This window comes from Sediminicola arcticus (genome assembly GCF_040566695.1).
GTDB classification, from domain to species: domain Bacteria; phylum Bacteroidota; class Bacteroidia; order Flavobacteriales; family Flavobacteriaceae; genus Sediminicola; species Sediminicola arcticus.
Genome location: NZ_JBEXAE010000010.1, coordinates 22,961 through 48,376 on the forward strand (window position 1 = coordinate 22,961; position 25,416 = coordinate 48,376).

The 25,416-nt window shown below is 37.2% G+C and carries 22 protein-coding genes; 9 read left to right on the plus strand and 13 right to left on the minus strand.

Annotated elements, in window-relative coordinates:
• Positions 1-81: 81 nt before the first annotated feature.
• Both ABXZ36_RS15105 and purL read right to left on the minus strand, forming a co-directional pair.
• Positions 82-1,866, minus strand: coding sequence for an AMP-dependent synthetase/ligase (locus tag ABXZ36_RS15105; protein ID WP_354616517.1), 1,785 nt, complete (start codon positions 1,864-1,866; stop codon positions 82-84).
• Between the two features lie 294 nt (positions 1,867-2,160).
• Positions 2,161-5,844 (minus strand): phosphoribosylformylglycinamidine synthase, encoded by a 3,684-nt coding sequence (gene purL / locus ABXZ36_RS15110; RefSeq protein ID WP_354616518.1) that lies wholly within the window; start codon positions 5,842-5,844, stop codon positions 2,161-2,163.
• Positions 5,845-6,097: 253 nt separating this feature from the next.
• Here purL and ABXZ36_RS15115 point away from each other — a divergent pair, with 253 nt between their 5' ends.
• Positions 6,098-7,702, plus strand: a complete 1,605-nt coding sequence (locus ABXZ36_RS15115; protein WP_354616519.1) for an amidohydrolase — start codon at positions 6,098-6,100, stop codon at positions 7,700-7,702.
• Positions 7,703-7,786: 84 nt separating this feature from the next.
• Here ABXZ36_RS15115 and ABXZ36_RS15120 read toward each other — a convergent pair whose 3' ends face one another.
• On the minus strand, positions 7,787-8,998 hold the full coding sequence (locus ABXZ36_RS15120) for an RsmB/NOP family class I SAM-dependent RNA methyltransferase (protein ID WP_354616520.1): 1,212 nt from the start codon (positions 8,996-8,998) through the stop codon (positions 7,787-7,789).
• Between the two features lie 71 nt (positions 8,999-9,069).
• Here ABXZ36_RS15120 and ABXZ36_RS15125 point away from each other — a divergent pair, with 71 nt between their 5' ends.
• Entirely contained in the window at positions 9,070-10,098 is a 1,029-nt protein-coding gene (locus ABXZ36_RS15125) for a WD40/YVTN/BNR-like repeat-containing protein (protein WP_354616521.1), read from the plus strand.
• 37 nt (positions 10,099-10,135) lie between these two features.
• On the opposite strand, the gene ABXZ36_RS15130 is transcribed toward ABXZ36_RS15125, so the two are convergent.
• The 7 genes from ABXZ36_RS15130 to ABXZ36_RS15160 form a co-directional block, all read right to left on the minus strand.
• On the minus strand, positions 10,136-10,588 hold the full coding sequence (locus ABXZ36_RS15130) for a hypothetical protein (RefSeq protein ID WP_354616522.1): 453 nt from the start codon (positions 10,586-10,588) through the stop codon (positions 10,136-10,138).
• Positions 10,575-11,090 (minus strand): hypothetical protein, encoded by a 516-nt coding sequence (locus ABXZ36_RS15135; protein ID WP_354616523.1) that lies wholly within the window; start codon positions 11,088-11,090, stop codon positions 10,575-10,577. Before ABXZ36_RS15135 ends, ABXZ36_RS15130 begins: the two co-directional genes overlap by 14 nt.
• 33 nt (positions 11,091-11,123) lie before the next feature.
• On the minus strand, positions 11,124-11,666 hold the full coding sequence (locus ABXZ36_RS15140) for an RNA polymerase sigma factor (protein ID WP_354616524.1): 543 nt from the start codon (positions 11,664-11,666) through the stop codon (positions 11,124-11,126).
• 103 nt (positions 11,667-11,769) lie between these two features.
• Positions 11,770-13,596, minus strand: coding sequence for an ABC transporter ATP-binding protein (locus ABXZ36_RS15145; RefSeq protein ID WP_354616525.1), 1,827 nt, complete (start codon positions 13,594-13,596; stop codon positions 11,770-11,772).
• Positions 13,596-15,305 (minus strand): phospho-sugar mutase, encoded by a 1,710-nt coding sequence (locus ABXZ36_RS15150; protein WP_354616526.1) that lies wholly within the window; start codon positions 15,303-15,305, stop codon positions 13,596-13,598. Before ABXZ36_RS15150 ends, ABXZ36_RS15145 begins: the two co-directional genes overlap by 1 nt.
• Positions 15,306-15,353: 48 nt before the next feature.
• Positions 15,354-16,310: a glycosyltransferase family 2 protein gene (locus ABXZ36_RS15155; protein ID WP_354616527.1), complete on the minus strand. Its 957-nt coding sequence runs from the start codon at positions 16,308-16,310 to the stop codon at positions 15,354-15,356.
• A 34-nt stretch (positions 16,311-16,344) separates the two neighbouring features.
• Positions 16,345-16,869: a DUF4199 domain-containing protein gene (locus tag ABXZ36_RS15160; protein WP_354616528.1), complete on the minus strand. Its 525-nt coding sequence runs from the start codon at positions 16,867-16,869 to the stop codon at positions 16,345-16,347.
• Positions 16,870-17,037: 168 nt separating this feature from the next.
• On the opposite strand from ABXZ36_RS15160, the gene ABXZ36_RS15165 reads away from it, so the two are divergent.
• From ABXZ36_RS15165 to mtaB, 3 genes are all read left to right on the plus strand, one after another.
• A complete protein-coding gene (locus ABXZ36_RS15165) occupies positions 17,038-17,292 on the plus strand; it encodes a type B 50S ribosomal protein L31 (RefSeq protein WP_354616529.1) in 255 nt (84 codons plus the stop codon).
• An 81-nt stretch (positions 17,293-17,373) separates the two neighbouring features.
• Complete coding sequence (locus tag ABXZ36_RS15170) at positions 17,374-18,549, plus strand: GlmU family protein (protein WP_354616530.1); 1,176 nt, start codon at positions 17,374-17,376, stop codon at positions 18,547-18,549.
• A gap of 140 nt (positions 18,550-18,689) precedes the next feature.
• Entirely contained in the window at positions 18,690-20,018 is a 1,329-nt protein-coding gene (gene mtaB, locus ABXZ36_RS15175) for a tRNA (N(6)-L-threonylcarbamoyladenosine(37)-C(2))-methylthiotransferase MtaB (protein WP_354616531.1), read from the plus strand.
• A gap of 36 nt (positions 20,019-20,054) precedes the next feature.
• Here mtaB and ABXZ36_RS15180 read toward each other — a convergent pair whose 3' ends face one another.
• Positions 20,055-20,348: a GNAT family N-acetyltransferase gene (locus tag ABXZ36_RS15180; RefSeq protein WP_354616532.1), complete on the minus strand. Its 294-nt coding sequence runs from the start codon at positions 20,346-20,348 to the stop codon at positions 20,055-20,057.
• 174 nt (positions 20,349-20,522) lie between these two features.
• Between ABXZ36_RS15180 and ABXZ36_RS15185 the strand changes: the two genes are divergently transcribed.
• The 3 genes from ABXZ36_RS15185 to cls are packed head-to-tail and all read left to right on the plus strand — an operon-like array spanning position 20,523 to position 23,634.
• Positions 20,523-21,188, plus strand: a complete 666-nt coding sequence (locus ABXZ36_RS15185) for an alpha/beta fold hydrolase (protein ID WP_354616533.1) — start codon at positions 20,523-20,525, stop codon at positions 21,186-21,188.
• Between the two features lie 38 nt (positions 21,189-21,226).
• A complete protein-coding gene (locus ABXZ36_RS15190) occupies positions 21,227-22,174 on the plus strand; it encodes a lytic transglycosylase domain-containing protein (protein ID WP_354616534.1) in 948 nt (315 codons plus the stop codon).
• Entirely contained in the window at positions 22,174-23,634 is a 1,461-nt protein-coding gene (cls, locus tag ABXZ36_RS15195) for a cardiolipin synthase (RefSeq protein WP_354616535.1), read from the plus strand. The genes ABXZ36_RS15190 and cls overlap by 1 nt, the downstream gene beginning before the upstream one ends.
• Here cls and ABXZ36_RS15200 read toward each other — a convergent pair.
• Positions 23,631-24,146, minus strand: a complete 516-nt coding sequence (locus tag ABXZ36_RS15200) for a DUF2892 domain-containing protein (protein ID WP_354616536.1) — start codon at positions 24,144-24,146, stop codon at positions 23,631-23,633. The genes cls and ABXZ36_RS15200 overlap by 4 nt on opposite strands.
• 3 nt (positions 24,147-24,149) lie before the next feature.
• The gene (locus ABXZ36_RS15205) at positions 24,150-25,034 is read right to left on the minus strand and encodes a DUF6263 family protein (protein ID WP_354616537.1); all 885 of its coding nucleotides are present in this window, start codon (positions 25,032-25,034) and stop codon (positions 24,150-24,152) included.
• A gap of 157 nt (positions 25,035-25,191) precedes the next feature.
• Between ABXZ36_RS15205 and rpmH the strand changes: the two genes are divergently transcribed.
• Positions 25,192-25,359 carry a 50S ribosomal protein L34 gene (rpmH, locus tag ABXZ36_RS15210; protein WP_354616538.1) on the plus strand — a complete coding sequence of 56 codons (168 nt, stop codon included), beginning with the start codon at positions 25,192-25,194 and terminating at the stop codon, positions 25,357-25,359.
• Positions 25,360-25,416 lie beyond the last annotated feature (57 nt).

Here is a 25,416-nt window from a genome sequence, read left to right on the forward strand (position 1 = left end):
ATGCATAATAAATTTTATTAAAATATATAAAATGAAGGGTAAAAAATACCCCAAAGGAATTGGGGTATTTAGATATTAAATTTAACGGACATCTGGATTACCATAGATATCATAATAAAGTTTCAAATACTTTTCCTTAATTATTTTTCGCTTTAATTTTAATGTGGGTGTGAGATGGCCTTCTTCAATGGTCCATGCATCTGGAGTCAGACGGAATTGTTTTACTTTTTCCCATTTGGCAAAATGTTCATTTGCTAAGTCTACCTCTTCTTGAAATCGTTCAATAACTTTATCATTTTTGACCAATTCTTTATTATCGCCAACATGAACGTCGTGTATCTTTGCCCAATTTTTAATAAATTCAAAATCTGGCTGTATTAGGGCTGCTGGCATTTTTTCACCTTCACCTACCACCATAATTTGTTCAATAAAGCGTGACTGTTTAAACCTATTTTCTAAAAGCTGTGGCGCAACATATTTTCCGCCAGAGGTTTTAAACATTTCTTTTTTCCGATCGGTAATTTTTAAGAATCCCTCTGCGTCCAATTCCCCAATGTCCCCAGTATGGAAATATCCATCAATTAGTACTTCATTTGTTTTTTCAGTTTCTTTATAATAGCCAAGCATAATCTGAGGACCTCTAACACAGATTTCTCCATCTGGGGCAATTTTCACTTCGGTACGTTCTATCAACTTGCCAACGGTACCTACCTTAAAACCGCCATTACGCATATCGTTTACAGCGATAATAGGGGAGGTTTCTGTAAGGCCATACCCTTCCATAACACCCATTTCAGCGGCATTGAAAATACGGGCCAATCGTGGTTGTAACGCGGCACTACCGGAGCCTATGAGATATAAATTTCCCCCAAGTCCTGCTTTCCATTTGCTAAAGATAAGTTTGCGAGCCAACGCTAATTTTTGCTCATAAAACCATCCATTTTGTCCGTAGGGCTGGTATTTCAGGCCAACTTCAACAGCCCAGAAAAATAGTTTCTTTTTAATACCACTCAGTTCTGCTCCTTTAGCAATTATTTTGTCGTAAACCTTTTCTAATAATCTGGGAACCGCAGTCATAACATGAGGCTCAGTCTCTTTTAAGTTTTCGCTGATCTTATCCATGGATTCTGCAAAATAGATGCTAACTCCTCTGTATTGGTAGATGTACATAATCATTCGTTCGTAAATGTGACAAACAGGAAGAAAACTTAATGCTTTAGTTTGTCCATCAAGAATAGGCAATCGTTTTGAACTTTCCATTGCATTGCTGACAACGTTGTCATGGGACAACATAACACCCTTAGGCCTTCCTGTGGTTCCTGAGGTATATATCAAGGTGGCAAGGTCATCAGGCTGTACCGCGGCTTTAATGGCTTCAACCTCTGCTTGGTTGGACGTATCTGCACCCATTTCCAAAATTTCGTTCCAGTTTTTGCAATCTGATAAGGCATCAAAGGAATAAACATCTAGTAAATGGGGTGTATCTGCTTCTACCGCCTTTATTTTATCATACACCTCTATACAAGAAACAAAACAATATTTTGCCTCTGAATGATTCAGCACATATTTATAATCCTCTTCCGAAATAGTAGGATAAATAGGCACATTTTGTGCGCCCAGTTGGAGAATTCCAATATCCATGATATTCCATTCCGTCCTATTACTTAAAGAAATTACGGCGATCTTATCGTTGGGTTTTACGCCCAATCTTAAGAGAGCACGACTAACCATATTGGCCTTATCGATATATTCTTGAGTAGAGGTGGAGATCCAATTACCATCATATTTGGTAATTAATGACTTTTCTAAGTTAAATTTCTCTAATTGATAATATGGAAAATCAAAAAGGCGCGTGACTGTTTGCATATTTTTATCTAAACGTAGCGCCAAAATAAGAAAAGGGAATGGTATTTTAAAATGATATTCCCATTAAAAATGTTATAATATTAATGAATTCCTAGTTTTCAGCTGTTGTAAATACGAAAAATATATACACTGGTATTTTTTAAGGGATTAAACTTGAGGTAATTATAAAAAAAAAGAGATGCCTCTTTTTTTTATTGAACACTATTTTTTGATCATAAAATGTATCAAATAAAAAGACCAACGCATAAAAATTGGTCTTTTTAACTGCATTCGTATCCATTACAATGGGCTTATCTAACCTTTTTTATGAGTCTCTACCCATTTTCTTGCATTTACAAATGCTTCTAACCATGGGGATACTTCGTCCTTTCTTCCTGCTGGGTAATGTGCCCAATTCCATTGAAAGATAGAACGTTCAATATGGGGCATAGTAACCAAATGTCTTCCGGTTTTGTCACAAAGCATTGCAGTATTGTAATCGGATCCATTAGGGTTGGCTGGATATCCTTCATAACCATAATTGGCCACAATCTCATAATTTTCTTTAGACATGGGCAATTTAAATTTTCCTTCTCCATGAGATATCCAAACACCAAGGTTGGCACCCTCCAAAGAAGAAAGCATTACTGAATTGTTCTTTTGTATTTCAACAGAGGTAAAACCACTTTCGTGTTTATGGGAGTCATTATAGGTCATCTTCCCATGTTCTTTATGTTCTGGGTTGATAAGATCCAATTCCATGAACAGCTGACAACCATTACAAATCCCTAACGATAATGTATCTGGTCTTGCATAGAAATTTTTAAGGGCCATGTTCGCTTTTTCATTGTATTTGAAAGCACCTGCCCATCCTTTGGCACTGCCTAGTACATCAGAATTGGAAAAGCCTCCAACAGCACCAATAAATTGAATGTCCTTCAATGTTTCACGTCCAGAAATTAGATCGGTCATGTGTACATCCTTCACATCAAAACCAGCCAAGTACATGGCATTTGCCATTTCCCGTTCAGAATTACTTCCTTTTTCTCTTAGGATAGCGGCTTTGGGTTTCGCTTGTCCAGAGCTTTGTAATCCGGCCAAGCCTTTAAGACTTCCATCAAAATGAGATGGGAAGTTAAAACGTAAAGGTTGGTTTTTATAATTATCGTATCGAACCTGGGCAAGGTTATTGGAAGTCTGTTTACTATCCAATAAAAAGGAGGTTTTAAACCAGATGTCGCGCAGGAAATTGATATTTAATCCTATTTCTACGCTATTATTTTTGATAGTCAATACAGGCTCTTCAATAACAACACCTATTTTATTAAACGTAACTCCAGCTTCGTTCAATACTTTTTCTATGGAAGCATCCTTTCCTTGAAAAACGATACCTGCATTTTCGGCAAATAGTAATTTGATGGTATCTGATTCGCTGAGGCTGGTCAAATCCAACTTAGCTCCCAATTGGATATCTGCAAAGCACAATTCTAGAAGGGTTGTAATAAGTCCACCAGACGCCACATCGTGGCCTGCTATAATTTTTCCTTCCCCTATTAAATTTTGAATGGTATTAAAAGTATTCTTAAAGCTTTTGGCATCTTTAATGGTTGGTGCTTCGTCCCCTATGCTATTGCGTATTTGTGCAAAGGAAGAGCCGCCTAATTTATAGCTGTCTTCAGAAAGATTGATATAATAGATGTCACCACCATTTTTTTGCAACATTGGCTCTACTACTTTGGTGATATCTGTACAGTGTGCCGCAGCCGAAATAATAACGGTTCCTGGAGCTATAACTTCTGCATTTTTGTACCGTTGCTTCATAGACAAGGAATCCTTACCAGTGGGTACATTTACACCTAATTCAATGGCAAAATCAGATATTGCTTCCACGGCCTCATATAATCTTGCATCTTCCCCTTCATTTTTACAAGGCCACATCCAGTTTGCCGACAAAGAAACGGATTGTAACCCGTCTTTTATTGGAGCCCAAATCAGGTTTGTAAGAGCTTCGGCTATGCTATTTCTACTTCCAGCGGCTGGGCTAATCAATCCAGAGATGGGGGAGTGTCCAATGGAGGTAACAATTCCTTCTTTTCCCTTATAATCCAATGCCATTACGCCACAGTTGTTCAAAGGTAATTGTAAAGGTCCGGCGCATTGTTGTTTGGCAACTTTCCCGCCAACACAACGGTCTACTTTGTTGGTCAACCAATCTTTACAGGCAACTGCTTCCAATTGTAGAACTTGCCCCAAATAGTCGTGGAAATTTTCCAAAGAATATTCTGGAGCTGCGTATTTTCTATTGACTGTAATATCGGTCATTATGGTCTTTGGGGAGCTCCCGAACATATCCGAAAGATCAAGATCCATTGGCTTTTCTCCAGTGGTTTTGGACTGGAAGGTAAAACGTTTATCTCCCGTAACATCACCTACTTCATACATGGGTGAGCGTTCCCTATCCGCAATCCTGTGAAGCATGTCCACATCTTTTTTTCCTATTACCAATCCCATACGCTCTTGGGATTCATTACCAATAATTTCCTTGGCGGAAAGCGTAGGGTCCCCTACGGGTAATTTATCAAGATCAATGTTACCTCCTGTATCCTCCACTAATTCGGAAAGACAATTAAGGTGTCCGCCCGCACCATGGTCATGAATGGATACAATAGGATTATGTTCACTCTCTACCAGCCCGCGTATAGCGTTGGCAGCACGTTTTTGCATTTCAGGATTGGAACGTTGTATGGCATTAAGCTCTATAGTGGATCCAAATTCACCTGTGTCTGCACTGGATACCGCAGCGCCGCCCATTCCAATTCGATAGTTGTCACCTCCTAGAATCACTATTTTATCCCCAGGTTTAGGAGCATCTTTTAGGGCTTGATTCATTTTTCCATAACCAATTCCGCCAGCTTGCATGATTACCTTATCAAATCCTAAGACTCTGAAATCTTCCTCATGTTCAAAGGTAAGAACAGAACCAACGATTAGGGGTTGTCCAAATTTATTTCCAAAATCCGATGCACCATTAGAGGCTTTGATTAAAATATCCATTGGGGTCTGGTACAGCCAGTCCCGCTCTTTCATAGCCTTTTCCCAAGGTCTATTTTCCTCCAAACGGGAATAGGAAGTCATATATACTGCAGTTCCGGCTAATGGCAAGGATCCCTTTCCACCGGCCAAACGATCCCTTATTTCTCCTCCAGCACCGGTAGCGGCCCCATTAAAGGGTTCTACCGTGGTTGGGAAATTGTGTGTTTCTGCCTTTAGGGAGATGACAGAGTCAAAACTATTTTCTCCATAAAAATCAGGCTTGTCTGCACTTTTTGGAGCAAATTGCACTACTGTCGGACCTTTTACAAAGGCCACATTATCCTTATAGGCAGATATTATACCTCCTGGATGTTCTTGAGATGTTTTTTTAATGAGTTTGAATAATGATGTTGGTTTTTCAACCCCATCTATGATAAATGTACCATTGAAAATTTTATGTCTACAATGTTCTGAGTTGACCTGACTGAAACCAAAAACTTCTGAATCTGTGAGTTTGCGACCTATCTTTTCAGACATTTGCACTAGATAATTCACTTCCTCACTACTCAATGCTAAACCTTCCTTTTCATTATATGAGGCTATATTATCGATTTCCAAAACTGCTTCTGGCTTTATTTTTATGGTAAAGATATCCTGGGTTAAAGCGCTATACTTTTGCAATAGCATAGGATCAAAATCCAAGGAGTCTTTATTGCTGGCTTTAAATTCTTCAATTCTAATGATACCAGAAACTCCCATGTTTTGGGTAATTTCTGTTGCATTTGTGCTCCAAGGCGTTATCATAGCTGCTCTTGGACCAACAAAAAAGGCGTCAAGAGACGCCGTGTTTATATGAGGTTGGTTGCCGAACAACCAAGTCAATTTAGCGATGTCTTCTTTAGAAAGTTCATTATTGCTTTGAATTGCAAAAACTTTGGTATTTGGGTCCCCGAAAAAATGAATCATGGAATTCGTAAATTGTTTGTTTAACAAGCTACAAATTTACATTTTTTATGTGTAAATGCCGGATAGAAAAGTGAACACTTATAAGCACAAATTGTTAATTTTTGGTAAAGAAGGATCTAAGTCGAGTTCATTCAATGGAAAACTTTATCATACTTCCAATAAAAAATTAGATACTTAAAATGATTTGGGACAGCACAAAAGATTGAAAGTGAACTTAAATTATTTAAATTTAGAAATAACTTAATAAAAACATATGAAGCATATTTTAAAAAAGACCACTCACAGAATTATACTATTCTTATTTGTAGGCCTAGCCCATGTTGGTTATTCGCAAAAGAAATATTCTGACAAACAGGTAGAAAAATTAAAGGCTGAGGCTGCCCAAATGGTACAGGAGAATTATAAACAAGCCCAGGTTATGGTAGATAAGGTTTTCAGCTTTTCTGAACTCGGGTTTCAGGAAATAGAATCATCCAAGTATTTGACTGGGTTGCTAAAAGAAAATGGATTTGAGATTGAGAATTCAATTTCTGGGATTTCTACTGCCTGGTTTGCAAGGTGGAGTAATGGAGATGGTCCAGTTATTGCTTTAGGCAGTGATGTAGATTGTATTCCAAAAGCCTCACAGTATCCAGGGGTTGCCTATCATAGACCAATAGTGGAGGGTGCGCCAGGGCATGGTGAAGGCCATAATTCTGGAATTCCCTTAAATATTACAGCGGCCCTAGCGGTAAAACAGCTAATGGAACGGGAAGAAATTAAAGGCACTTTGGTTATTTGGCCAGGGATTGCTGAGGAACTTGTAGCGGCCAAAGCCTGGTACGTAAGGGATGGCCTTTTCGACGACATCGATATGTGTATTTTTACCCATGTGGGTGATAATCTTGAGGTCTCTTGGGGGCCAACAAAGGGGACTGGACTTATTTCTGTAGAATATTCCTTTGAAGGGGAGGCTGCTCATTCTGCAGGATCCCCTTGGAGGGGCCGTAGTGCGTTAGACGCAGCTGAGCTAATGAACATAGGTTGGAATTATAAAAGGGAGCATCTACATCCTTTAAAAAGATCACACTCTATTTTTACTGATGCTGGGGATCAACCCAATGTGGTGCCTTCCAAAGCCGCCATTTGGTATTATTTTAGAGATATTACTTATGAAGGTATTATGGATATGTATAAGGATGCCAATACTATTGCAGAAGGAGCAGCATTGATGACAGGTACTACAGTAAAATCAAAGGTCTTAGGAACGGCATGGCCCAGACATTACAACAAGGTGATTGCCGAAAGCATGTATGCCAATATTCAAAAAATTGGATTACCAACATGGTCAGAGGCCGATCAAACCTTGGCCAAGGCCGTACAAAAGGAAGTAAATTCAGAGAAATTGGAAGGCTTGAGTACTGTCTTAGATCCCTTGGGTCTACCGGTAAAAGATCCCGTTAGTGGTGGTTCCGATGATATAGGCGATGTTTCCTGGAAGGTTCCAACGGTGACTATGCGCTTTCCTTCTAATATACCAGGGCTTCAAGGACACCATTGGAGTAATGCCATAGCCATGGCAACGCCTATTGCACACAAGGGGGTAGTGGCAGGAGCTAAGGCGGAAGCAATGACGATTTTAGATTTTTTATTAAAGCCAGAACTAATGACTAAGGCTTGGGATTATTTTAATAATGAACAAAGTAAGGAAACCAAATACCAACCGATGATCACAGAAGCCGATTTGCCACCCACTTATCTGAATCAAGATAAAATGGAAAAATATAGACCGCAATTGGAAAAATTTTATTTTGATGATACCAAATATGATACATATCTAGAGCAACTTGGGGTAAGTTACCCGACCTTAAAGGAGTAGTTCACTATTTATAATAAGATATAAAAATAAAGAAGGGTATAACTCCAGTTATACCCTTCTTTATTTTTAACGTCAGTTATAGATCTATTTTCTTTGTAATAAAGCCATGTAAAACCCATCAAAACCTTCAACGGATGCATAAATGTTCTTGTCTCTAATTAAGATAAAATCCTTCCCTTCCTCAGATTCCAAAAATGTCTTTACTTGGTCTTTGTTTTCCTGTGGTAGGATAGAGCAGGTAGCATATACCAATTTTCCTTCTGGTTTTACCATCTTACTATAATCACTTAGGATTTGTTTCTGTGTAGCGATCACTTTTTCCAAGAAATCGGGCTGCATTTTCCATTTTGCATCAGGATTTCTTCTCAAAACCCCCAAACCGGTACACGGGGCATCAATAAGGACTCTATCTGCGCTATTGTGCAGTTTTTTGATCACTTTAGTAGAATCTATTTCCCTGGTCTCCACGTTGTGGGCTCCGGCACGCTTTGCGCGTCTTTTTAGTTCTGTAAGTTTACGAGCATAGATGTCAAGCGCAATAAGCTGACCCTTATTTTCCATTAATGCTGCCAAATGCAGGGTTTTGCCCCCAGCACCGGCACAAGTATCTATAACCCTTTGTCCAGGTTTTACATCCAAAAATTCTGCTACTAATTGGGATGACGCATCCTGCACCTCAAATAATCCTTCTTTAAAAGCATTGGTCGTAAACACATTACTGCGTTCTTTTAGCTTTAATGCATCTGGATAGCCTTTAATGAAATCCGTATCAACATTTAGCTCTAATAAGATATCATGTAATTTTATAGGTGTTGTTTTTAGGGTGTTTGCCCTTAAAATAACATCGGCCTGTTCGTTTAGCGCATGAAGTTCTTTGGTCCACAAGTCCTCTCCCAAGGCTTCTTCACCTAATTCATCTAACCAGTCAGGTACAGATTCCCTATATTTCCTAATTTTTGAAAGCTCATCAAACTTGCCCTTTATCCTTCTTGTTGGAGTTGGTTCTATCTGTTTCCAATCAGGAAGCTCTATACCTCTCAAAACGGCCCAAACAGCCCAAATACGAAACAAATCCGGTCTTTTGAATGGAACCTTTACCTCTGCAATTTCCGTATATAAACGTTTCCATCGTACAATGTCATAGGTGGTTTCCGCTATAAACGCCCTATCTCTAGCTCCCCATCGCTTGTCGTACTTTAATACTTTTTCCACCACTTTGTCTGCATACTCATTCTCGTTAAAGATAAAGTTTAATGCATCAATAACTCCAAATACTAGATTTCTATGTAATCGCATTCCTAAAAATTAAGGTTGCAAAGGTATTGTTTTAGAAGGTAATCCGTTTATTTTTGGTGAAATTTATACCTATGAAATATTTATCAGTTATAATTGGCCTTTTGTTTCTTGCCTCCTGTAATGAGAAACCTAAATCCCTTCAATATAAGTCAGTTACGGTAGAAACTATTTACGAGGACTCTTTGAGCATCCGTGCCATTGAACTCATGGATGGAAGTTTAGCTTTCGCCGCAGATAAAGGTACGTTCGGGTCAGTAGATTTAAAAAAGGGTATTGTAAGGACAAAGGTGCAAATTTATGACAGCATTCTCCCTCAGTTTAGAGCTGTAGCACATACAGCGACCGACTTTTTTATGCTTTCAATATCCAATCCAGCGTTGTTGTATAAGACTGGAGATCAAGGCGATATGGAATTGGTATACAAGGAGGAGAATGAAAAAGTGTTTTATGACGCCATGAAGTTTTGGAATGATAAGGAAGGCATTGCTATTGGAGATAGTATGGATGGATGTTTGTCTATTATTATAACTAGGGATGGGGGAAAAACTTGGAAAAAATCACCATGTACTCTATTGCCAAAGTCAATTGAGGGAGAAGGAGCCTTTGCTGCCAGTAACACCAATATAGAAATGATAGGGGATAAGACGTGGCTCGCTACAACCAAAGGAAATATCTACTATTCTTCAGATAAGGGAAAAACATGGGAAGTTTATACCACACCTATGCTAAAGGAAAAGGAAACGGAGGGAATCTATTCTATTTCTTTTTTCGACTCAAAATTAGGGGTTGCCTTTGGGGGTGATTATACCAGGGCAGAAAATAAAAACTCCAATAAAGCGCTTACCAAAGATGGAGGTAAAACTTGGCAATTGTTAGCAGACGGACAAGAGCCAGGTTATATGAGCTGTGTACAGTTTGTTCCTACAGGTTCAGGTTTGGATATCGTTGCTGTTGGTTTTAACGGAATCTCTTACTCAGGAGATATGGGTTCTAATTGGAAAAAATTATCAAACGAATCATTTTACACCATTCGCTTTTTGAATGATTCTATAGCGTATGCCGCAGGAAGTGGGCGAATTTCGAAATTAACATTCAAGTAAAAAACCTCCAAAAAATAAGGCTTTACCTAGTTTCATATTAGTTATCACGTTGTTTTTGGCGGTACATCCGCATCAATTGTCGCTTAAAATCGTGCTCACTCTGAATCAACAATAATGTTTTTTTACTGGAGAGTACATTCTTAAGTTTGGAGAACAAATTAGTATAAGAGTCTTGTTTTTCTTTTTCCAAGGTATTATACAAGCTCAAAAGTTCATAGGCTTCTTTTTCCGATAGGGTGTTGGCCAGTTTTATCTTATTATGAACCTGTGACCATTCTTTTGCCCTTAGAGTCTCCATATTCGTTTCGTGCTCATTGTATATTGGCCAGAATAATTGTGCTTCATTACTACTTAGTTCCAATCGTTCTGTGATAAACGCTACTTTTAGTGCTTTGATTTTTTCCCGATCCGGCTTATCCTGTGAAAAGGAAACAACGGTGATCAAAAGGAATAGCACTAATGGCGTAATATTTTTATTAATACTCATCATTTTCTAGATTTAAATCTTCAAAAAGATCGACATTGTCGTTTAGATAATCGGCAATAGTCTCATCTTTTATTCTTCTTTGAAGCATGTCTTGTAAATTAATGTCGTCTAATGGCATTATTTCTACTATTTCATAGTAGCTCATTCCATAATCATGGAATTCAAAATAAGATTCTATTTCAGATGCTGCTAGATCGTCAAAAGTAAATGCCTCCTCCTTTTTCCTTTGCAAACTAATAACCAAAAGAATAGATGCCGCTGCAGCTATGGCCGTAAAATAATATTTTTTATAAGGGTTGAGAGGTATAACCTTTGATTCCCCTTCTTTTAAAGTAATAAGAATATTTTGGTTCAACCCTTCAAAATAACCTTCAGGAATACTGAACCCTTCATTTTGGGGTATATCGGTGCTTTCTCTTTTCAATTTATCTAAAAGAGAATTGTTGAACCCTTCGAAATATCCTTCGGGAGTTTTAAAACCACTATGTTTATCTTTCTCTTTCATTGCTTTTGTTTGACCTTCAATATCTTAAAAGGTTTAATCGTTCTTTAAAAAAGCTTCTATTTTCTTTGATGCCAAATGATAGGATGCTTTTAAAGCTCCAACAGAAGTATCCAAAATCTCCGAAATTTCTTCGTATTTTAGTTCTTCAAAATACTTCATATTGAACACTAATTTTTGTTTTTCCGGAAGTTCTGCGATAGCCTTTTGAAGTTTTAATTGTATCTCTTCCCCTTCAAAATATACATCAGCCTGTAAATTTTCTATCATTTGAGCTTGAAGCTCTTCATTGGAACCCTCCATTTTTTTTGATTTTGACTTCAAAAAACTCAAGGCCTCATTAGTTGCAATCCTATACATCCAGGAGAAAAGCTTGCTCTCTCCTTTAAAACCTTCAATGTTTTTAAATACCTTGATAAAGGTATTCTGTAAAACATCATCAGTGTCGGCATGGTTAAGCACAATTCTTCGGATATGCCAATAGAGTCTAACTTTGTAAGTATTTATCAATACCTCAAAAGCTTGGGATTGGGTGCCCTTGTCCTTTAACTGGTCTACTAAAGATGCCTCTGATATCAAAAGTGGATGTTTACGTTTAGATCTGTGACTACTTATTTTGGCAATGGTTTAATATTTACCACTAATTTTCTTACATACGCCCTATTATAGGTGCTATACTATGTTAGGAATCAAAGGATTGCATGGTTACTAGTTTTTTGTATATCCCATTGGCCTCCAAAAGTTGCGTATGAGACCCTTGTTCCACTATTTCTCCCTTTTGTAATACAATAATTGTGTTTGCGTTTTGAATTGTAGACAAGCGATGTGCAATTACAATGGAAGTTCTGTTTTTCATCATTTTTTCCAATGCATCCTGTACCAACCTTTCACTTTCTGTATCTAAGGCAGAAGTTGCTTCATCTAATATCATCAGGGGAGGATTTTTAAGAACGGCCCTTGCAATTGACAAGCGTTGCTTTTGGCCACCACTTAATTTGTTTCCGCTATCCCCAATGTTGGTCTCATATCCATTTGGAAGTTCTGATATAAAGTCGTGTGCATTCGCAATCTTTGCGGCTGCAATTATTTCCTCATCTGAAGCATTTTCTTTCCCGAGGCCAATATTGTTTCTTACCGTATCATTGAACAAAATAGAATCTTGTGTAACTAGTCCCATCAGATTGCGTAGGGAGTTCTTGGTAAGATGTTTTATATCTGTACCATCTATTTTAATAGTGCCTTCATTTACATCGTAAAAGCGGGTTACCAAATTGGCTATGGTGCTTTTTCCACTTCCAGATTGCCCTACCAGAGCAACGGTATGTCCTTTGGGTACATTGAGATTAAAGTTTTTAAGGACGTATTCGTCTTCATATTTAAAGGAGACATTTTCAATAGATACTCCGCTCTCAAAAGATGGTTTGGAAATGGCATTTTCAATATCTCCTATAGGGTTTTCGGTTTCCAAAACTTCCAATACCCGTTCCGCTGCGGCATCACCCTTTTTAACGCCATAAGAAGCTTTGCTGATGGCTTTTGCAGGAGTAAGAATATTATATGCCAATCCCATATAAGCGATAAAAGAGGAAGCATCTAAGGTTTTGTCTATCAGCACCATTTTGCCACCAAACCATAACAGGACTCCAATGACCAAAATCCCCAGGAATTCTCCTGTTGGGGAGGCGAGATTTTGCCTATTGAGTAATTTGTTGGAGAAATCAAAAAATCGGAACGTAGACGAATTGAAAGTTTTTTGAAATCTTGATTCTGCGTTAAATGCCTTGATTACCCTAAGTCCGCCCAAGGTTTCCTCTACAATGGATAGGAATTCCCCTGATTCTCTTTGAACTCGGTCTGATTTCTTTTTTAATGATTTCCCAATTCTAGAAATGATCATTCCTGCAATGGGGATAAAAATAAACACGAAAAGGGTAAGTTTGGTACTGATACCAAACATGATGATAATGGTAAATAAAATAGTAAGCGGTTCCCTTACGATCAATTCTAAAACGGAAAGGAAGGAATGCTGAATTTCCAAGACATCTGAGGTAATTCTAGCAATGACATCGCCTTTTCTTTTTTCCGAATAGTAGGAAATAGGGAGTTCTACTATTTTTTGGTACATTTTATTTCTAATGTCCTTTAATACCCCGTTCCTGAGAAAAGTAATATAATACATGGCCAGGTAATTGAAGAAATTCTTTAACAAGAATAATATCAATACCAATCCAATGACCAAAACTAGTCCCTTCATCTCATCATTTCCTGAATAAGCAGTAACTCTAAAATTGATATACTCTTGCAAATAATCCTTTAAGTGGCGCATACCCGTATAGGTGGGTTCCACAAAAACTTTTTTATCCTGTTTAAATAGCACATCCAACATAGGGATTAATGCTGCAAAAGACAGGGCACTAAAAAGTGCATAAAGAATATTAAAGAATATATTTAGGTAGCCATATTTTTTATAAGGTTTGGCAAACCGAAGAATTTTTTTAAAATACTCCATTAATTCAGTTTCAGTTCATTTAAGATTCTGTTGATCTTTTGGTCCAATTCCGCATCTACCTTTTTAAAATTGCTAGCCTTTTCCAAGGTTGAATTGATGCTAAAATAGAATTTTATCTTAGGTTCCGTCCCACTAGGCCTAGCTGCCATAATGGTCCCGTCCTCTGTTGTATAGATCAATACATTGGATTTTGGTATGTCTATAGTGGTTGTTTTGCCTGTCACCATATCCTTTTTAGTAGAGGTATTATAGTCGTCTACATAGATAACCTTGGATCCATCTATGGATATTACAGGGTTATTTTTGTAATCTATCATCATCTGTTTTATTTCCTCAGCCCCAGTGATTCCTTTTTTAGTCAAGGAAATCAATTTCTCTTTATAAAAACCAAAATCTACATAACAGGCTATCAAATCTTCGTAGAATGAACTGCCATTAGCCTTGGCATTGGCACCAATTTCACAAGCTAATAAGGTTGCGGTCACGGCATCCTTATCCCGGACAAAATCACCTACCATAAATCCAAAACTTTCTTCTCCCCCACCTACAAAGTGTTGCTTTGGAAAATCTTTGATCATTTTAGCGATCCACTTGAAGCCTGTTAGAGCTGTCTTGCATTCTACACCATAGGCATTTGCCAATGCAGGCATCATAGGGGTAGATACAATGGTAGAGGCTATAAATTCATTCCCTTCCATCCCTTGGGCCTTGCGCTGATCCAGTAAAAATTTAGTCATGAGCACCATGGTCTGGTTCCCGTTCAACAATTCCATTTTACCATCAAGGTTGCGTACAGCAATACCTAATCGGTCACTGTCAGGATCAGTTCCAACAACCATATCCGCACCAATCTCTTCAGCCTTTTTTATGGCTATGTTTAATGCTTCTGGTTCTTCTGGGTTAGGCGATTTAACTGTTGGAAAGTTACCATCTGGAACCGCTTGCTCTTCAATTATGGTAACATTTTTGTACCCAGCCCTTTTTAAAACTTCGGGAATGGCAGTAATGGAAGTACCATGCAATGATGTAAAAACAATTTTAAAATCGTCCTTACCCTTTGCATTAAAGTTCCCATTTTTTACCGACGCTGAGATAAAAGGCTCGTCAACCTCTTTATCTATTAATTGGATCAAGCTTTCATCTGCCTCAAATTTGATATCCTCGAATGAAAGTTTGTTGATTTCGGAAATGATTTCCACATCCTGAGGCGGAACAATTTGTCCCCCGTCTGTCCAATATACCTTATACCCATTATATTCCGGTGGATTATGGGAGGCTGTTAATACTATTCCTGCATGACAGTTTAAATATTTTACGGCAAAAGATAGGGCAGGGGTGGTCCTTAATTCGGAGAACAAAAACACCTTAATGCCGTTTGCGGCAAATACATCAGCTACTGTTTTTGCAAGGGTGTCGCTATTGTGTCTGCAATCATAGGCGATGACCACTTTTAGCGCCTCATTGGGGTAGACCTTTTTAAGGTAGTTACTCAGTCCCTGGGTGTTTTTCCCCAAGGTGTATTTATTGATTCTGTTAGTTCCTACCCCCATTATACCTCGCATACCTCCCGTTCCAAATTCTAAGTCCTTGTAAAACCTATCCTTTAGTTCTTCGATATTTGTTTTCATCAGATTTTCGATTTCCTTTTTTGTGTTGGCGTCAAAAAAATCGGTTAACCAGCTTTTTGCGGTGTTGAGTATGGCGTCCATATGCGTATTACTATTTATGGTATATTTAAATTTATAAAGAATATTGTTTTAATCTTTGGTGAGGTTCAATTCTTCAGAAATGGAGTAACTGGTTTCATTTTTTCTAGCCCTTACCATTATTTCACCTAGGAAACCTGCCAAAAATAGCTGAGTACCAATGATCATAGCGGTTAAGGCTATGAAAAATTGTGGCCGTTCCGTGATTAATCTTCCAGTAGGGTGAATAAAGAGTTTATCAATACCTAGGTAAGTCGAAAAACCAAGGCCAATAATAAACATTAGTACACCTAATGCCCCGAAGAGGTGCATAGGCCGTTTTCCAAACTTGGATACGAACCATATGGTAATCAAATCTAAAAATCCATTGATAAAACGTTCCATGCCGAATTTAGTTTTTCCATATTTCCTAGCCTGATGCTGTACTACTTTTTCCCCAATTTTGGAGAAACCTGCACTTTTTGCCAATACGGGGATGTAGCGGTGCATTTCACCGGAGACCTCTATGTTTTTTACGACTTCCTTCTTGTAAGCCTTAAGGCCACAATTAAAATCGTGCAGTCGTACTCCAGAGGTTCTTCTCGCTGCCCAATTGAATAATTTTGAAGGTAAGTTTTTAGAGAGAATAGAATCATATCTCTTTTTCTTCCATCCTGATATTAAATCGTAGTTTTCCTCTTTGATGAGCTTGTATAAATCTGTGATCTCTTCTGGGTTATCCTGTAGGTCGGCATCCATAGTAATGATCACATCACCTTTTGCAGCTTTGAAACCAGCGTGTAAGGCTTGCGACTTTCCAAAGTTTTTTAGAAAACGAATTCCTTTTACGTGAGGGTTTTGAAAGGAAAGTTCTGAGATGATTTTCCAAGAAGTGTCTGTGCTTCCATCATCTATAAAGAGAATTTCATATAAAAAATGATTGGATTGCATTACTTGCACAATCCAATCATGTAATTCTTTTAGTGATTCTTCTTCGTTAAGTAAGGGAATTACTATGCTTATATTCATTTGGTACCGCTGAGAATAATTTCAAAAGTACAAATTACTGATTAGTTTCTTGTTTTTTTAGTATCAAAGCAGCAATTAAAGAGAATATAAAGCCTGCGACAAGGCTATATACGAGTCCAAATACAATTTGCATGGAAGGTGTGGAGAATTTTTTACCCATTTCCAATTGTGTATCTATTTGATCAGAAGTTTTTTTGGTCGTTTCCATTAATACTCCTTTTTGATATTCCATGGCCTTCTCCATCATTTCAGGATCAATAATCCCAGCCATTACTTGATTGAATAAAATCCCCATTACACCACCAACGATAGCTATACCCAAACCTACTTTTAAGCCCTGACCTAAGGTCATAAACCCATTGTTTGCTTTTTTGAATTGAAGCATTCCCAGTACAATAACAGCAATCATAAGAATTACACTTACACCCAATACAAGCATGCCACCTTGGTAGTGCATGTCCAAAGAGTATAACATCATTGCAAATACAATGCTTATTCCTCCGAGAATTAATCCAAAATTTAAAGCTGTTTTCCCTGTGTTCGGTTTGTCTTCTTCCATTTTTTTTATAGTTTTACGGTTGTTTGCTATTAGTTGTTAACCGTCTATTTTTGTTACAGATAATTAATGTTTTTTTATTTTAATTTTTTTTTCGATTTAAATTGTTGTTTTCGGAAAAATCCCTAAATTTGCAGTTCTAAAAATTGAGAGTTTTAAAGGTTTTTTACCATGAAGAAAGGAATACACCCAGAGAATTATAGATTAGTAGCTTTTAAGGATATGTCTAATGAAGACGTGTTTCTTACTAAATCTACGGCAGATACCAAAGAGACTTTGGAAGTTGATGGTGTTGAATACCCAGTTGTAAAGATGGAGATTTCAAGAACATCACACCCATTTTATACTGGTAAGGCTAAATTAGTAGATACTGCTGGTCGTATTGACAAGTTCAAGAACAAATATAAAAAGTTCATCAAAGAGTAAACTTTTTCACACTACTGCATATAGTCACGCCCCGATGTTAATCGAGGCGTGACTTTTTTTATTTTTACAAAAAATAGAACCATGAATTATATTCTTTTCGACGGTACGGTAAGAAATGCTTTGTTACCGTTTACTTTTACAAGGCCAGTGGCAGATATTAGGGTTGGCATTTTGACCATAAGGGAGAAATGGGAAAAATTCTTGGGCTATACCACAACAACCATTACCGAAGAATACCTGTCTGAAAAGTATCCTATGGTGGAAATGGAAGAAAATATATTGATCAATGCTTCTTTCTTACCCAATGAAGGCTTGGTGGCATTGGTAAAAAATCTAAAGCCGTACGAGGCCATTTTTCAAAAGGAGGAAATCATTGCCTTTTATTCTTTGGAAACACAAGAAGACCCCGATTTTTCTAAATACACCGCTTTAGAGTTTGAAAGTGATGTTTTAAGGATAGAACATACTTGGGATATTTTTTCCAAAAATGGAAAGGCAATAGAAGCCGATTTCAAATTAGTTACCGAAGGTAGAAAAAGTGCCCCCATTTCTAAAACCAATACTATTTTTAACTCAAAGAATATCTTTTTGGAAGATGGTGCCAAAGTGGAATGCAGCATTCTTAACGCCAATGATGGACCTATATACATTGGAAAAGACGCAGAGGTTATGGAAGGCTGTATCATTAGAGGTGGTTTTGCTCTTGGGGAACATGCCGTTGTTAAAATGGGTGCCAAGATATATGGGCCTACCACAGCTGGGCCTTATTGTCGCATTGGGGGAGAGGTGAACAACGCTGTTCTTTTTTCGTACTCCAATAAGGGTCATGATGGGTTTTTAGGAAATGCTGTTTTGGGAGAATGGTGTAATATTGGGGCCGACTCCAACAATTCCAACCTGAAAAATAATTATGAGCCTGTTCGTTTATGGAGTTATGAGACAGAAGGCTTTGCAAAAACTGGACTTCAGTTTTGCGGATTAATGATGGGAGACCATAGTAAGTGTGGAATCAATACCATGTTTAATACGGGGACAGTTATAGGGGTGAGTGCCAATATTTTTGGTTCAGGGTTCCCTAGGAATTTTGTCCCAAGCTACAGCTGGGGTGGGGCTTCTGGTTTTACCACTTACTTGCCTAAAAAAGCCTTTGAAACAGCCAAAATAGCGATGGAAAGAAGGGGTGTGGAATTCGATGAAGTAGAGGCTGGTATTTTGAATCACGTTTTTGAGGAAACAAAAAAATGGCGTAAAGATTAAGAATATAAATCTACTTAAATAGTTAACAATTACTCTATTTTATAGAACAAACATTTGTTGGTATATTTGCAAGCCTAAAAGTTCTATCCTTTATAAAGGTGGATACTCTTGAATACTAGGTAGATCGTAAGAAGTGGACCATGAAAAAGAAAGTAGCATTTTATACGTTGGGTTGTAAACTTAACTTTTCAGAGACATCAACAATTGCTAGAGGTTTTGAAGACGAAGGCTTTCAGCGTGTAGACTTTTCTGAAGCTGCCGATATGTATGTGATCAATACATGTTCGGTAACAGAAAATGCAGACAAACGGTTCAAAAATATAGTAAAACAGGCGCAGAAAGTTAATCCTGATGCATATGTGGCAGCTATTGGCTGTTATGCCCAGTTGAAACCAGAACAACTTGCTGCTGTAGATGGGGTAGATCTTGTATTAGGAGCTACAGAAAAATTCAAGATAACAGATTATGTCAACGACCTTTCCAAAAATGATTTTGGAGAGATACACTCCTGCGAAATAGAGGATGCCGATTTTTATGTGGGTAGTTATGCCATTGGCGATAGAACCAGGGCATTTTTGAAAGTGCAAGACGGATGTGATTATAAGTGTACCTATTGTACCATTCCTTTGGCTCGTGGTATTTCCAGAAGTGATACCCTGCAAAATGTATTAGATAACGCCGCTGAAATTTCCTCTCAAGGAATTAAGGAAATTGTCCTAACTGGGGTAAATATAGGTGATTATGGAAAGGGAGAGTTCGGAAATAAAAAACACGAAAACACCTTTTTGGATCTCGTAAAAGCCTTGGATACTGTTGAAGGAATCCACAGGCTAAGGATTTCATCCATAGAGCCTAATTTGCTAAAAAATGAGACGATAGATTTTGTGTCTAAGAGCAAAACGTTTGTTCCCCATTTTCATATTCCTTTGCAGAGTGGCAGTGACGCCATCTTAAAATTGATGAAAAGAAGATATTTAACCAATCTATACCTGGATAGGGTTGCTCAAATTAGACGAACTATGCCGGATGCCTGTATTGGAGTTGACGTCATTGTTGGGTTTCCAGGAGAGACAAATGAGCACTTTTTGGAAACGTATCATTTTTTAAATGAATTGGATATTTCCTACCTACATGTATTCATGTATTCTGAAAGGGATAATACGGTTGCCGCAGATATGGAGGGCGTTGTCCCTAAAAATGTACGAAACAAACGCAGTAAAATGCTGAGAGGCTTATCGGTAAAAAAGAGACGCGCCTTTTATGAAGGTCAGCTTGGAACTAACAGAACTGTATTGTTTGAGGGAGAGAATAAGGAAGGGTATATACAAGGGTTTACAGAGAATTATGTGAAAGTTAGGACGCCTTGGGATCCTGCTTTGGTGAATACTTTGTGCAAAATATGCCTTACCGAAATTGATGAAGAGGGTCTGGTTCGGTTTGAATTTGTAGCATCAGAGGTAACTATATAAAAAAAAGCCTCTCGAAGGAAAGGCTTTTTGTGTTTTTTAAATACGAATTCCAACAGGTAGCATTTCTTTATACTGCCTATTTTTTCTTAAAAATCCTGCAATTTCAGGACTTGTAGGGACCACCCTTAAGTTATTCTCTTGGATATTGTTCAACACAGCCTTAATAAAATCCTCCTTAAAACCTTCAATTGTAATCTCCTCAGGGATTACCAATTTTGTCAAAAAAACTTTACGCTCTTGTGAAGAATACTCAATTTTAGCTAATTGCCCGTCAACGGTTGTTTCAAATTGACGCAAGAAACTATTGTCCTTAATTAATACTTCATTCATATAGTTTGATATTTGATTGCGTAAGATTGTAATTGAGATGTTTTTAACATCGCCTCAATTCTATTATGTTAAAATCAGTCTTTGGAACAAGAAATTATTATTATGGCAACAAATTTAAGGAAAATTTAGCTACATTCCTAGCTTATTATACACAAGCAGGGATAACCTAAACATATGATCCATGTATATTTTATGCCAGGGATGGCAGCCAATTCTACTATTTTCAATCAAATAATTTTACCTTCAGATATATTTGAAAAACATGTTTTGGACTGGTTTTTGCCGGAAAGGGGTATGACACTGACCGAATACGCCTTAGTGATGTGTTTAAAGATTGAGCATAAGGATATAGTTTTGGTAGGGGTTTCTTTTGGAGGTATGCTGGTTCAGGAAATGGCCAAGCATATTTCGGTAAAAAAAGTCATAGTAATCTCTAGTGTTAAACTTACCTCCGAACTTCCAAAACGCATGATTTTTGCTAAATATACTAAAATACATAAGTTACTACCCACAGGTTTGGTCAATAACGTAGAATTATTGGCAAAATATGCGTTTGGGGAAACCGTGACAAAAAGATTACAGCTCTATGAACAGTATTTGTCTATTAAAGATAAATACTATATAGATTGGTCCATAGATCAAATTGTAAATTGGAATCAAGCTACATGTCCACCTAATGTGGTGCATATTCATGGGGAAAAAGACAATGTTTTTCCTATCCAGTATATCAAAGATTGCATCACGGTTAAGAATGGATCTCATACAATGATAATTCATAGATTTAAATGGTTTAATGAGCACCTACCTAAAATTATTTTAGATAATGGACGTTCTATTTAATTTCTTTATTATATTGAACAAACACTAAGAGAAGGATTATGAAAATATTAAAAAATGGATTGATGTTGATTGGAATGCTTTGTGTAATAAGCAGCTTGATATTTGCGGTCCAAAATACAATGGATGGCACCTCAAATGATCAGGGGCCACATGAAGAAGAAGCCAACTCTTATAGATACAAGGTGAGGGCCATTGATATTCCCACGGATTTAAATTTTGCAGAAGAAAGTGTTCCTGTGAATGATCCAGAAGTAATGGAGCGGATTGACAGGGAATTTTTGGTTAATACCTACTGGCAGTCTAATGCCTTGTTGTTAATGAAAAGAGCTAATAAGTACTTTCCCATCATTGAACCAATTTTAAAGAAGAATGGTATACCTGATGATTTTAAATACTTGGCCGTTGCGGAAAGCGGATTGCATAATGTGGTCTCACCGGCTGGTGCAACGGGATTTTGGCAAATAATGAAAGGTACTGGAAAGGATTATGGACTGGAGATCAATGAGAATGTAGACGAACGCTATCACTTGGAAAAATCCACAGAGGTAGCCTGCAGGTATTTGAAAAGTTCCAAGGAAAAATTTGGAAGTTGGACCCTTGCAGCTGCTTCTTATAATGCAGGACCCTATGGTATTAAAAAATATCAAGGAGTACAACAAGTAGATGCTTACTACGATCTATTGTTAGGTGAAGAAACGGGAAGATATGTATTTAGAATTTTGGCGATCAAAGAAATTTTGTCCAATCCAGAAAAATATGGTTTTGAAATAGGTAAGGAGGATTTATATACTTCCGTACCGACCTTTACTGTTGAAGTAGATAGCCCTGTTGCCAATTTTGCGGATTTTGCCCAAGACTACGAAATCAATTATAAAATTCTAAAGAGACACAACCCATGGTTGAGGGAGGCGTCTTTGAATAATAGTTCTAAAAAGAAATATGTCATAGAAATTCCTAACAAAGGGTATTACAAGGTTTCAAAATAATGTATTCTTTTTTCAAGGAGCACCTTTGGCAAATTTTATTGGGAATCAATTATTTGTTGGTTATATTTTTCTCAATATTTATTGTTTTAAAGAATAGTAATCCTATAAGAACGCTTTCTTATTTGTTTGCCTTAGCAGCCTTGCCTTTTCTGGGTTTATTGGTCTATTATTTTTTTGGCCAAGATTATAGGAAATACAAGATTTTTGAAAAGAAATCGGTACTAGATAATATAAAACTTAAGGAATGGAGGGAGGCTTTTAAATTCACCCAAAAAGAGAACAAAGAATTTCGAGAAGAGTTCGGAGAAGGAATTTTTAAAATTTATAAGCTTCTGCAAAATAATGATAAGGCCGTAGTCACCTTCCAAAACAAGGCCAAGATCCTTATAAATGGCGAACAGAAATTCAAATTGTTGCTACAAGACCTAAAGGCAGCAGAGTCTCACATTCACGTGGAGTACTTTATAGTGGTCGATGATGAATTGGGCATACAAATTCTAGATCTACTTTGCGAAAAGGCAAAAAATGGAGTTCATGTTAGGTTAATTTACGATGACGTAGGCAGTACTATTTCTCCCAAAACAAAACAAAAGTTATCGGATAGTGGGGTAGAGCACCATGCTTTTATGCCCGTAACCTTTTCCAGGTTTACCAGTAAATTCAATTATAGGGATCATAGAAAAATAGTGATTGTAGATGGTATTGTAGGATATGTTGGAGGTATTAATATTAGAAAAAAGTATGATAACACCTATAATAACAATATATATTGGAGAGATACCCACCTAAGGTTAGAGGGGGATGCAGTAGGCTCCTTACAAGCTTCATTTCTTTTAAATTGGGATTTTGTATCCAACTCTAAGATTGATATACGGAAGGTGATGCAAAAACCTTTAATTGAAACAAAAAATACCACAGCAGTACAAATTGTTGCCAGTGGACCTGACACGGATTGGGCCAGTATTATGGAGGCTTTGTTTTTGGCTATAAATTCTGCCAACGATTCTATTTATATTACCTCACCTTATCTTATCCCAAATGCTGAAATATTAGCTGCTTTGACCACAGCCTCCAGGAGTGGGGTGGAGGTGAAAGTTATTATACCCAAAGATTCTGATTCATGGGCGGCAAAATATGCAACAGATTCATATATAGAGGAGTTTTTAGATTCAGGAATTGAAGTATATCGCTACACCAAAGGATTTGTGCATGCTAAAACAATTGTTATAGACAGTAACCTTAGTAGTATTGGAACCGCAAATTTGGATTACAGAAGTTTCACCATCAACTTTGAGATCAATGCCATGATATATGATACTGAAATATCATCCCAGATGAAAAAAATGTTCATGGAGGATTTAAAAGACTGTGAAATTGTAGATGTGGAGCGCTGGAAAAATCGACCTCTGAGCAAGAAATTAAGAGAGTCTTTTAGCAGACTTTGGGCTCCATTGCTCTAAATCTTCTTCATTTGCTGTTGCATCATTTTTATTTGCTCAGTCAGCATGTTCTGTTTGTCTAATTTTTTGGCCTCGTTAAGAAGCATCGTGGCTTCCCTTTTACGACGTTTTTGCATGGCTATGCCGGCGAGACTAAGTTTGGCCATAGCTACATCGTAATCCATGGTTAATCCTAGTTTTAACGCCTTTTTGAAATACTTCTCAGCTTGTGTCAAGTTAGTCTGTGAAAAAAGGATGCCGTGCAAATAGTTATAATATCCTTGTTGTTTTGTGGTTAGTGCGGCCTCCGGGTTTTTAATCTTATCTAACCATTTTTGAGTACCCGCCATATCCTGCTTTCGCATTCTTAAAAAAGCAAGTAGTATCATTTCATTTCTAAAATAAAGAAATATGAAAATGGAGGACAGTAATATTAAAAAGATTCCATTTCCTATATTTCCTTCTATAAATTGATAGATGGCATAGGCAATAATTAATCCGGCGATGATAAGTTTAAAAATTTTATTGAACATGATTTACTCGTTAATTAATTCGTAGGTAACTTTTGATTTTATTGTTGTAGGGATCTTTTGATCGCTCATTTGTGCCATTACTGAAGCACCTTTAGATACACCTTCCACATTCATTTTAGACATAAATCCAGTAGATCTATTGGTAGTGATATAGGTGTTCTGTGTTCCTGTAAGATTCATAGTGCTTGCAGGTTCTACTACATTCATAGAAACTACCGCCTTCCCTGATATCGTGGCTGATTTTAATGTTAAGGCCTTTAAAGTCCAAACCGTGGTTGCAGCCAACTTACCCTTATATTCATTTTCCCATGTATCTCCGACTTTAATTTTTTTGGTAGGATAGATGTAGGTCATTTGCTTGTAACTGTTGGAAAGGGCACCTGACCCAAATTCTGTTTCTAAAGATTTTTTCATCATTTTTAATGAAAAATCATCTTCCAATCCTGATGCAGCTGTCATTTTGGTTACCAAGGCATCTCCACCTTTAACCTCAAGGATGTCTCCATTCTTTGAAAGAGTCATTTTTACTGGACTGTTGAGTATACTGTTAAAAATGCTAGATTGCATGTCTCCCGGAACCACTTGTTTTGCCTTAACGTTCATTAATTCCCCCTGTATGCTAGAAGTCATTTTTAGATTTAAATCTTTAAAAGTAAGGCTAATTATGTAGTTTTTTTCCTTAATTGCAACAACCTTAAACTCTAATATCCCATTCATTTGGTTAACGATCTCATGGGAGGAACCATCTAACTCCTGAATAATGGTCTGTTTGGCATTCTGTTTTATGCGAAAAACATCTCCAACTTTCAAGGTATATTGTAGGGTAGTTTGCCCGTTAATGGTAGTGATGCAGAAGATGAAAAGTAAGAAAGAGAGAAATTGTCTCATGAAAAAAATAGGTTCCTGAATAATCGATTGCAAAAGTAATAAAAACAATCGTAAATATTTTTTTAATTAGATTTGTGAAAGTGAAAACTCTTCGTATATTTGCGCCCAGATTTTGCGGACAGAACCGCGGTTTTGAAAACATCAAAAAGTATTAAAAATGCCAGGACAAAAAAGAACATATCAGCCGTCAAAGCGTAAAAGAAGGAACAAACATGGTTTTAGAGAACGCATGGCAACAGCGAATGGTAGAAAAGTTCTTGCCAGAAGAAGAGCTAAGGGTAGAAAAAAATTAAGCGTTTCTTCAGAGCCAAGACACAAAAAATAATGATCACATTATTATTAAAAATATTAAGGTGTTACTTTTTATAAGTAACACCTTTTT

Coding starts and splice junctions, on each gene's coding strand:
- ABXZ36_RS15105 (WP_354616517.1), bottom strand. CDS start 1,866: ATGCAAACAGTCACGCGCCTTTTTGATTTTCCATATTATCAATTAGAG.
- purL (WP_354616518.1), bottom strand. CDS start 5,844: ATGATTCATTTTTTCGGGGACCCAAATACCAAAGTTTTTGCAATTCAA.
- ABXZ36_RS15115 (WP_354616519.1), top strand. CDS start 6,098: ATGAAGCATATTTTAAAAAAGACCACTCACAGAATTATACTATTCTTA.
- ABXZ36_RS15120 (WP_354616520.1), bottom strand. CDS start 8,998: ATGCGATTACATAGAAATCTAGTATTTGGAGTTATTGATGCATTAAAC.
- ABXZ36_RS15125 (WP_354616521.1), top strand. CDS start 9,070: ATGAAATATTTATCAGTTATAATTGGCCTTTTGTTTCTTGCCTCCTGT.
- ABXZ36_RS15130 (WP_354616522.1), bottom strand. CDS start 10,588: ATGATGAGTATTAATAAAAATATTACGCCATTAGTGCTATTCCTTTTG.
- ABXZ36_RS15135 (WP_354616523.1), bottom strand. CDS start 11,090: ATGAAAGAGAAAGATAAACATAGTGGTTTTAAAACTCCCGAAGGATAT.
- ABXZ36_RS15145 (WP_354616525.1), bottom strand. CDS start 13,596: ATGGAGTATTTTAAAAAAATTCTTCGGTTTGCCAAACCTTATAAAAAA.
- ABXZ36_RS15150 (WP_354616526.1), bottom strand. CDS start 15,305: ATGGACGCCATACTCAACACCGCAAAAAGCTGGTTAACCGATTTTTTT.
- ABXZ36_RS15155 (WP_354616527.1), bottom strand. CDS start 16,310: ATGAATATAAGCATAGTAATTCCCTTACTTAACGAAGAAGAATCACTA.
- ABXZ36_RS15160 (WP_354616528.1), bottom strand. CDS start 16,869: ATGGAAGAAGACAAACCGAACACAGGGAAAACAGCTTTAAATTTTGGA.
- ABXZ36_RS15165 (WP_354616529.1), top strand. CDS start 17,038: ATGAAGAAAGGAATACACCCAGAGAATTATAGATTAGTAGCTTTTAAG.
- ABXZ36_RS15170 (WP_354616530.1), top strand. CDS start 17,374: ATGAATTATATTCTTTTCGACGGTACGGTAAGAAATGCTTTGTTACCG.
- mtaB (WP_354616531.1), top strand. CDS start 18,690: ATGAAAAAGAAAGTAGCATTTTATACGTTGGGTTGTAAACTTAACTTT.
- ABXZ36_RS15180 (WP_354616532.1), bottom strand. CDS start 20,348: ATGAATGAAGTATTAATTAAGGACAATAGTTTCTTGCGTCAATTTGAA.
- ABXZ36_RS15185 (WP_354616533.1), top strand. CDS start 20,523: ATGATCCATGTATATTTTATGCCAGGGATGGCAGCCAATTCTACTATT.
- ABXZ36_RS15190 (WP_354616534.1), top strand. CDS start 21,227: ATGAAAATATTAAAAAATGGATTGATGTTGATTGGAATGCTTTGTGTA.
- cls (WP_354616535.1), top strand. CDS start 22,174: ATGTATTCTTTTTTCAAGGAGCACCTTTGGCAAATTTTATTGGGAATC.
- ABXZ36_RS15200 (WP_354616536.1), bottom strand. CDS start 24,146: ATGTTCAATAAAATTTTTAAACTTATCATCGCCGGATTAATTATTGCC.
- ABXZ36_RS15205 (WP_354616537.1), bottom strand. CDS start 25,034: ATGAGACAATTTCTCTCTTTCTTACTTTTCATCTTCTGCATCACTACC.
- rpmH (WP_354616538.1), top strand. CDS start 25,192: ATGCCAGGACAAAAAAGAACATATCAGCCGTCAAAGCGTAAAAGAAGG.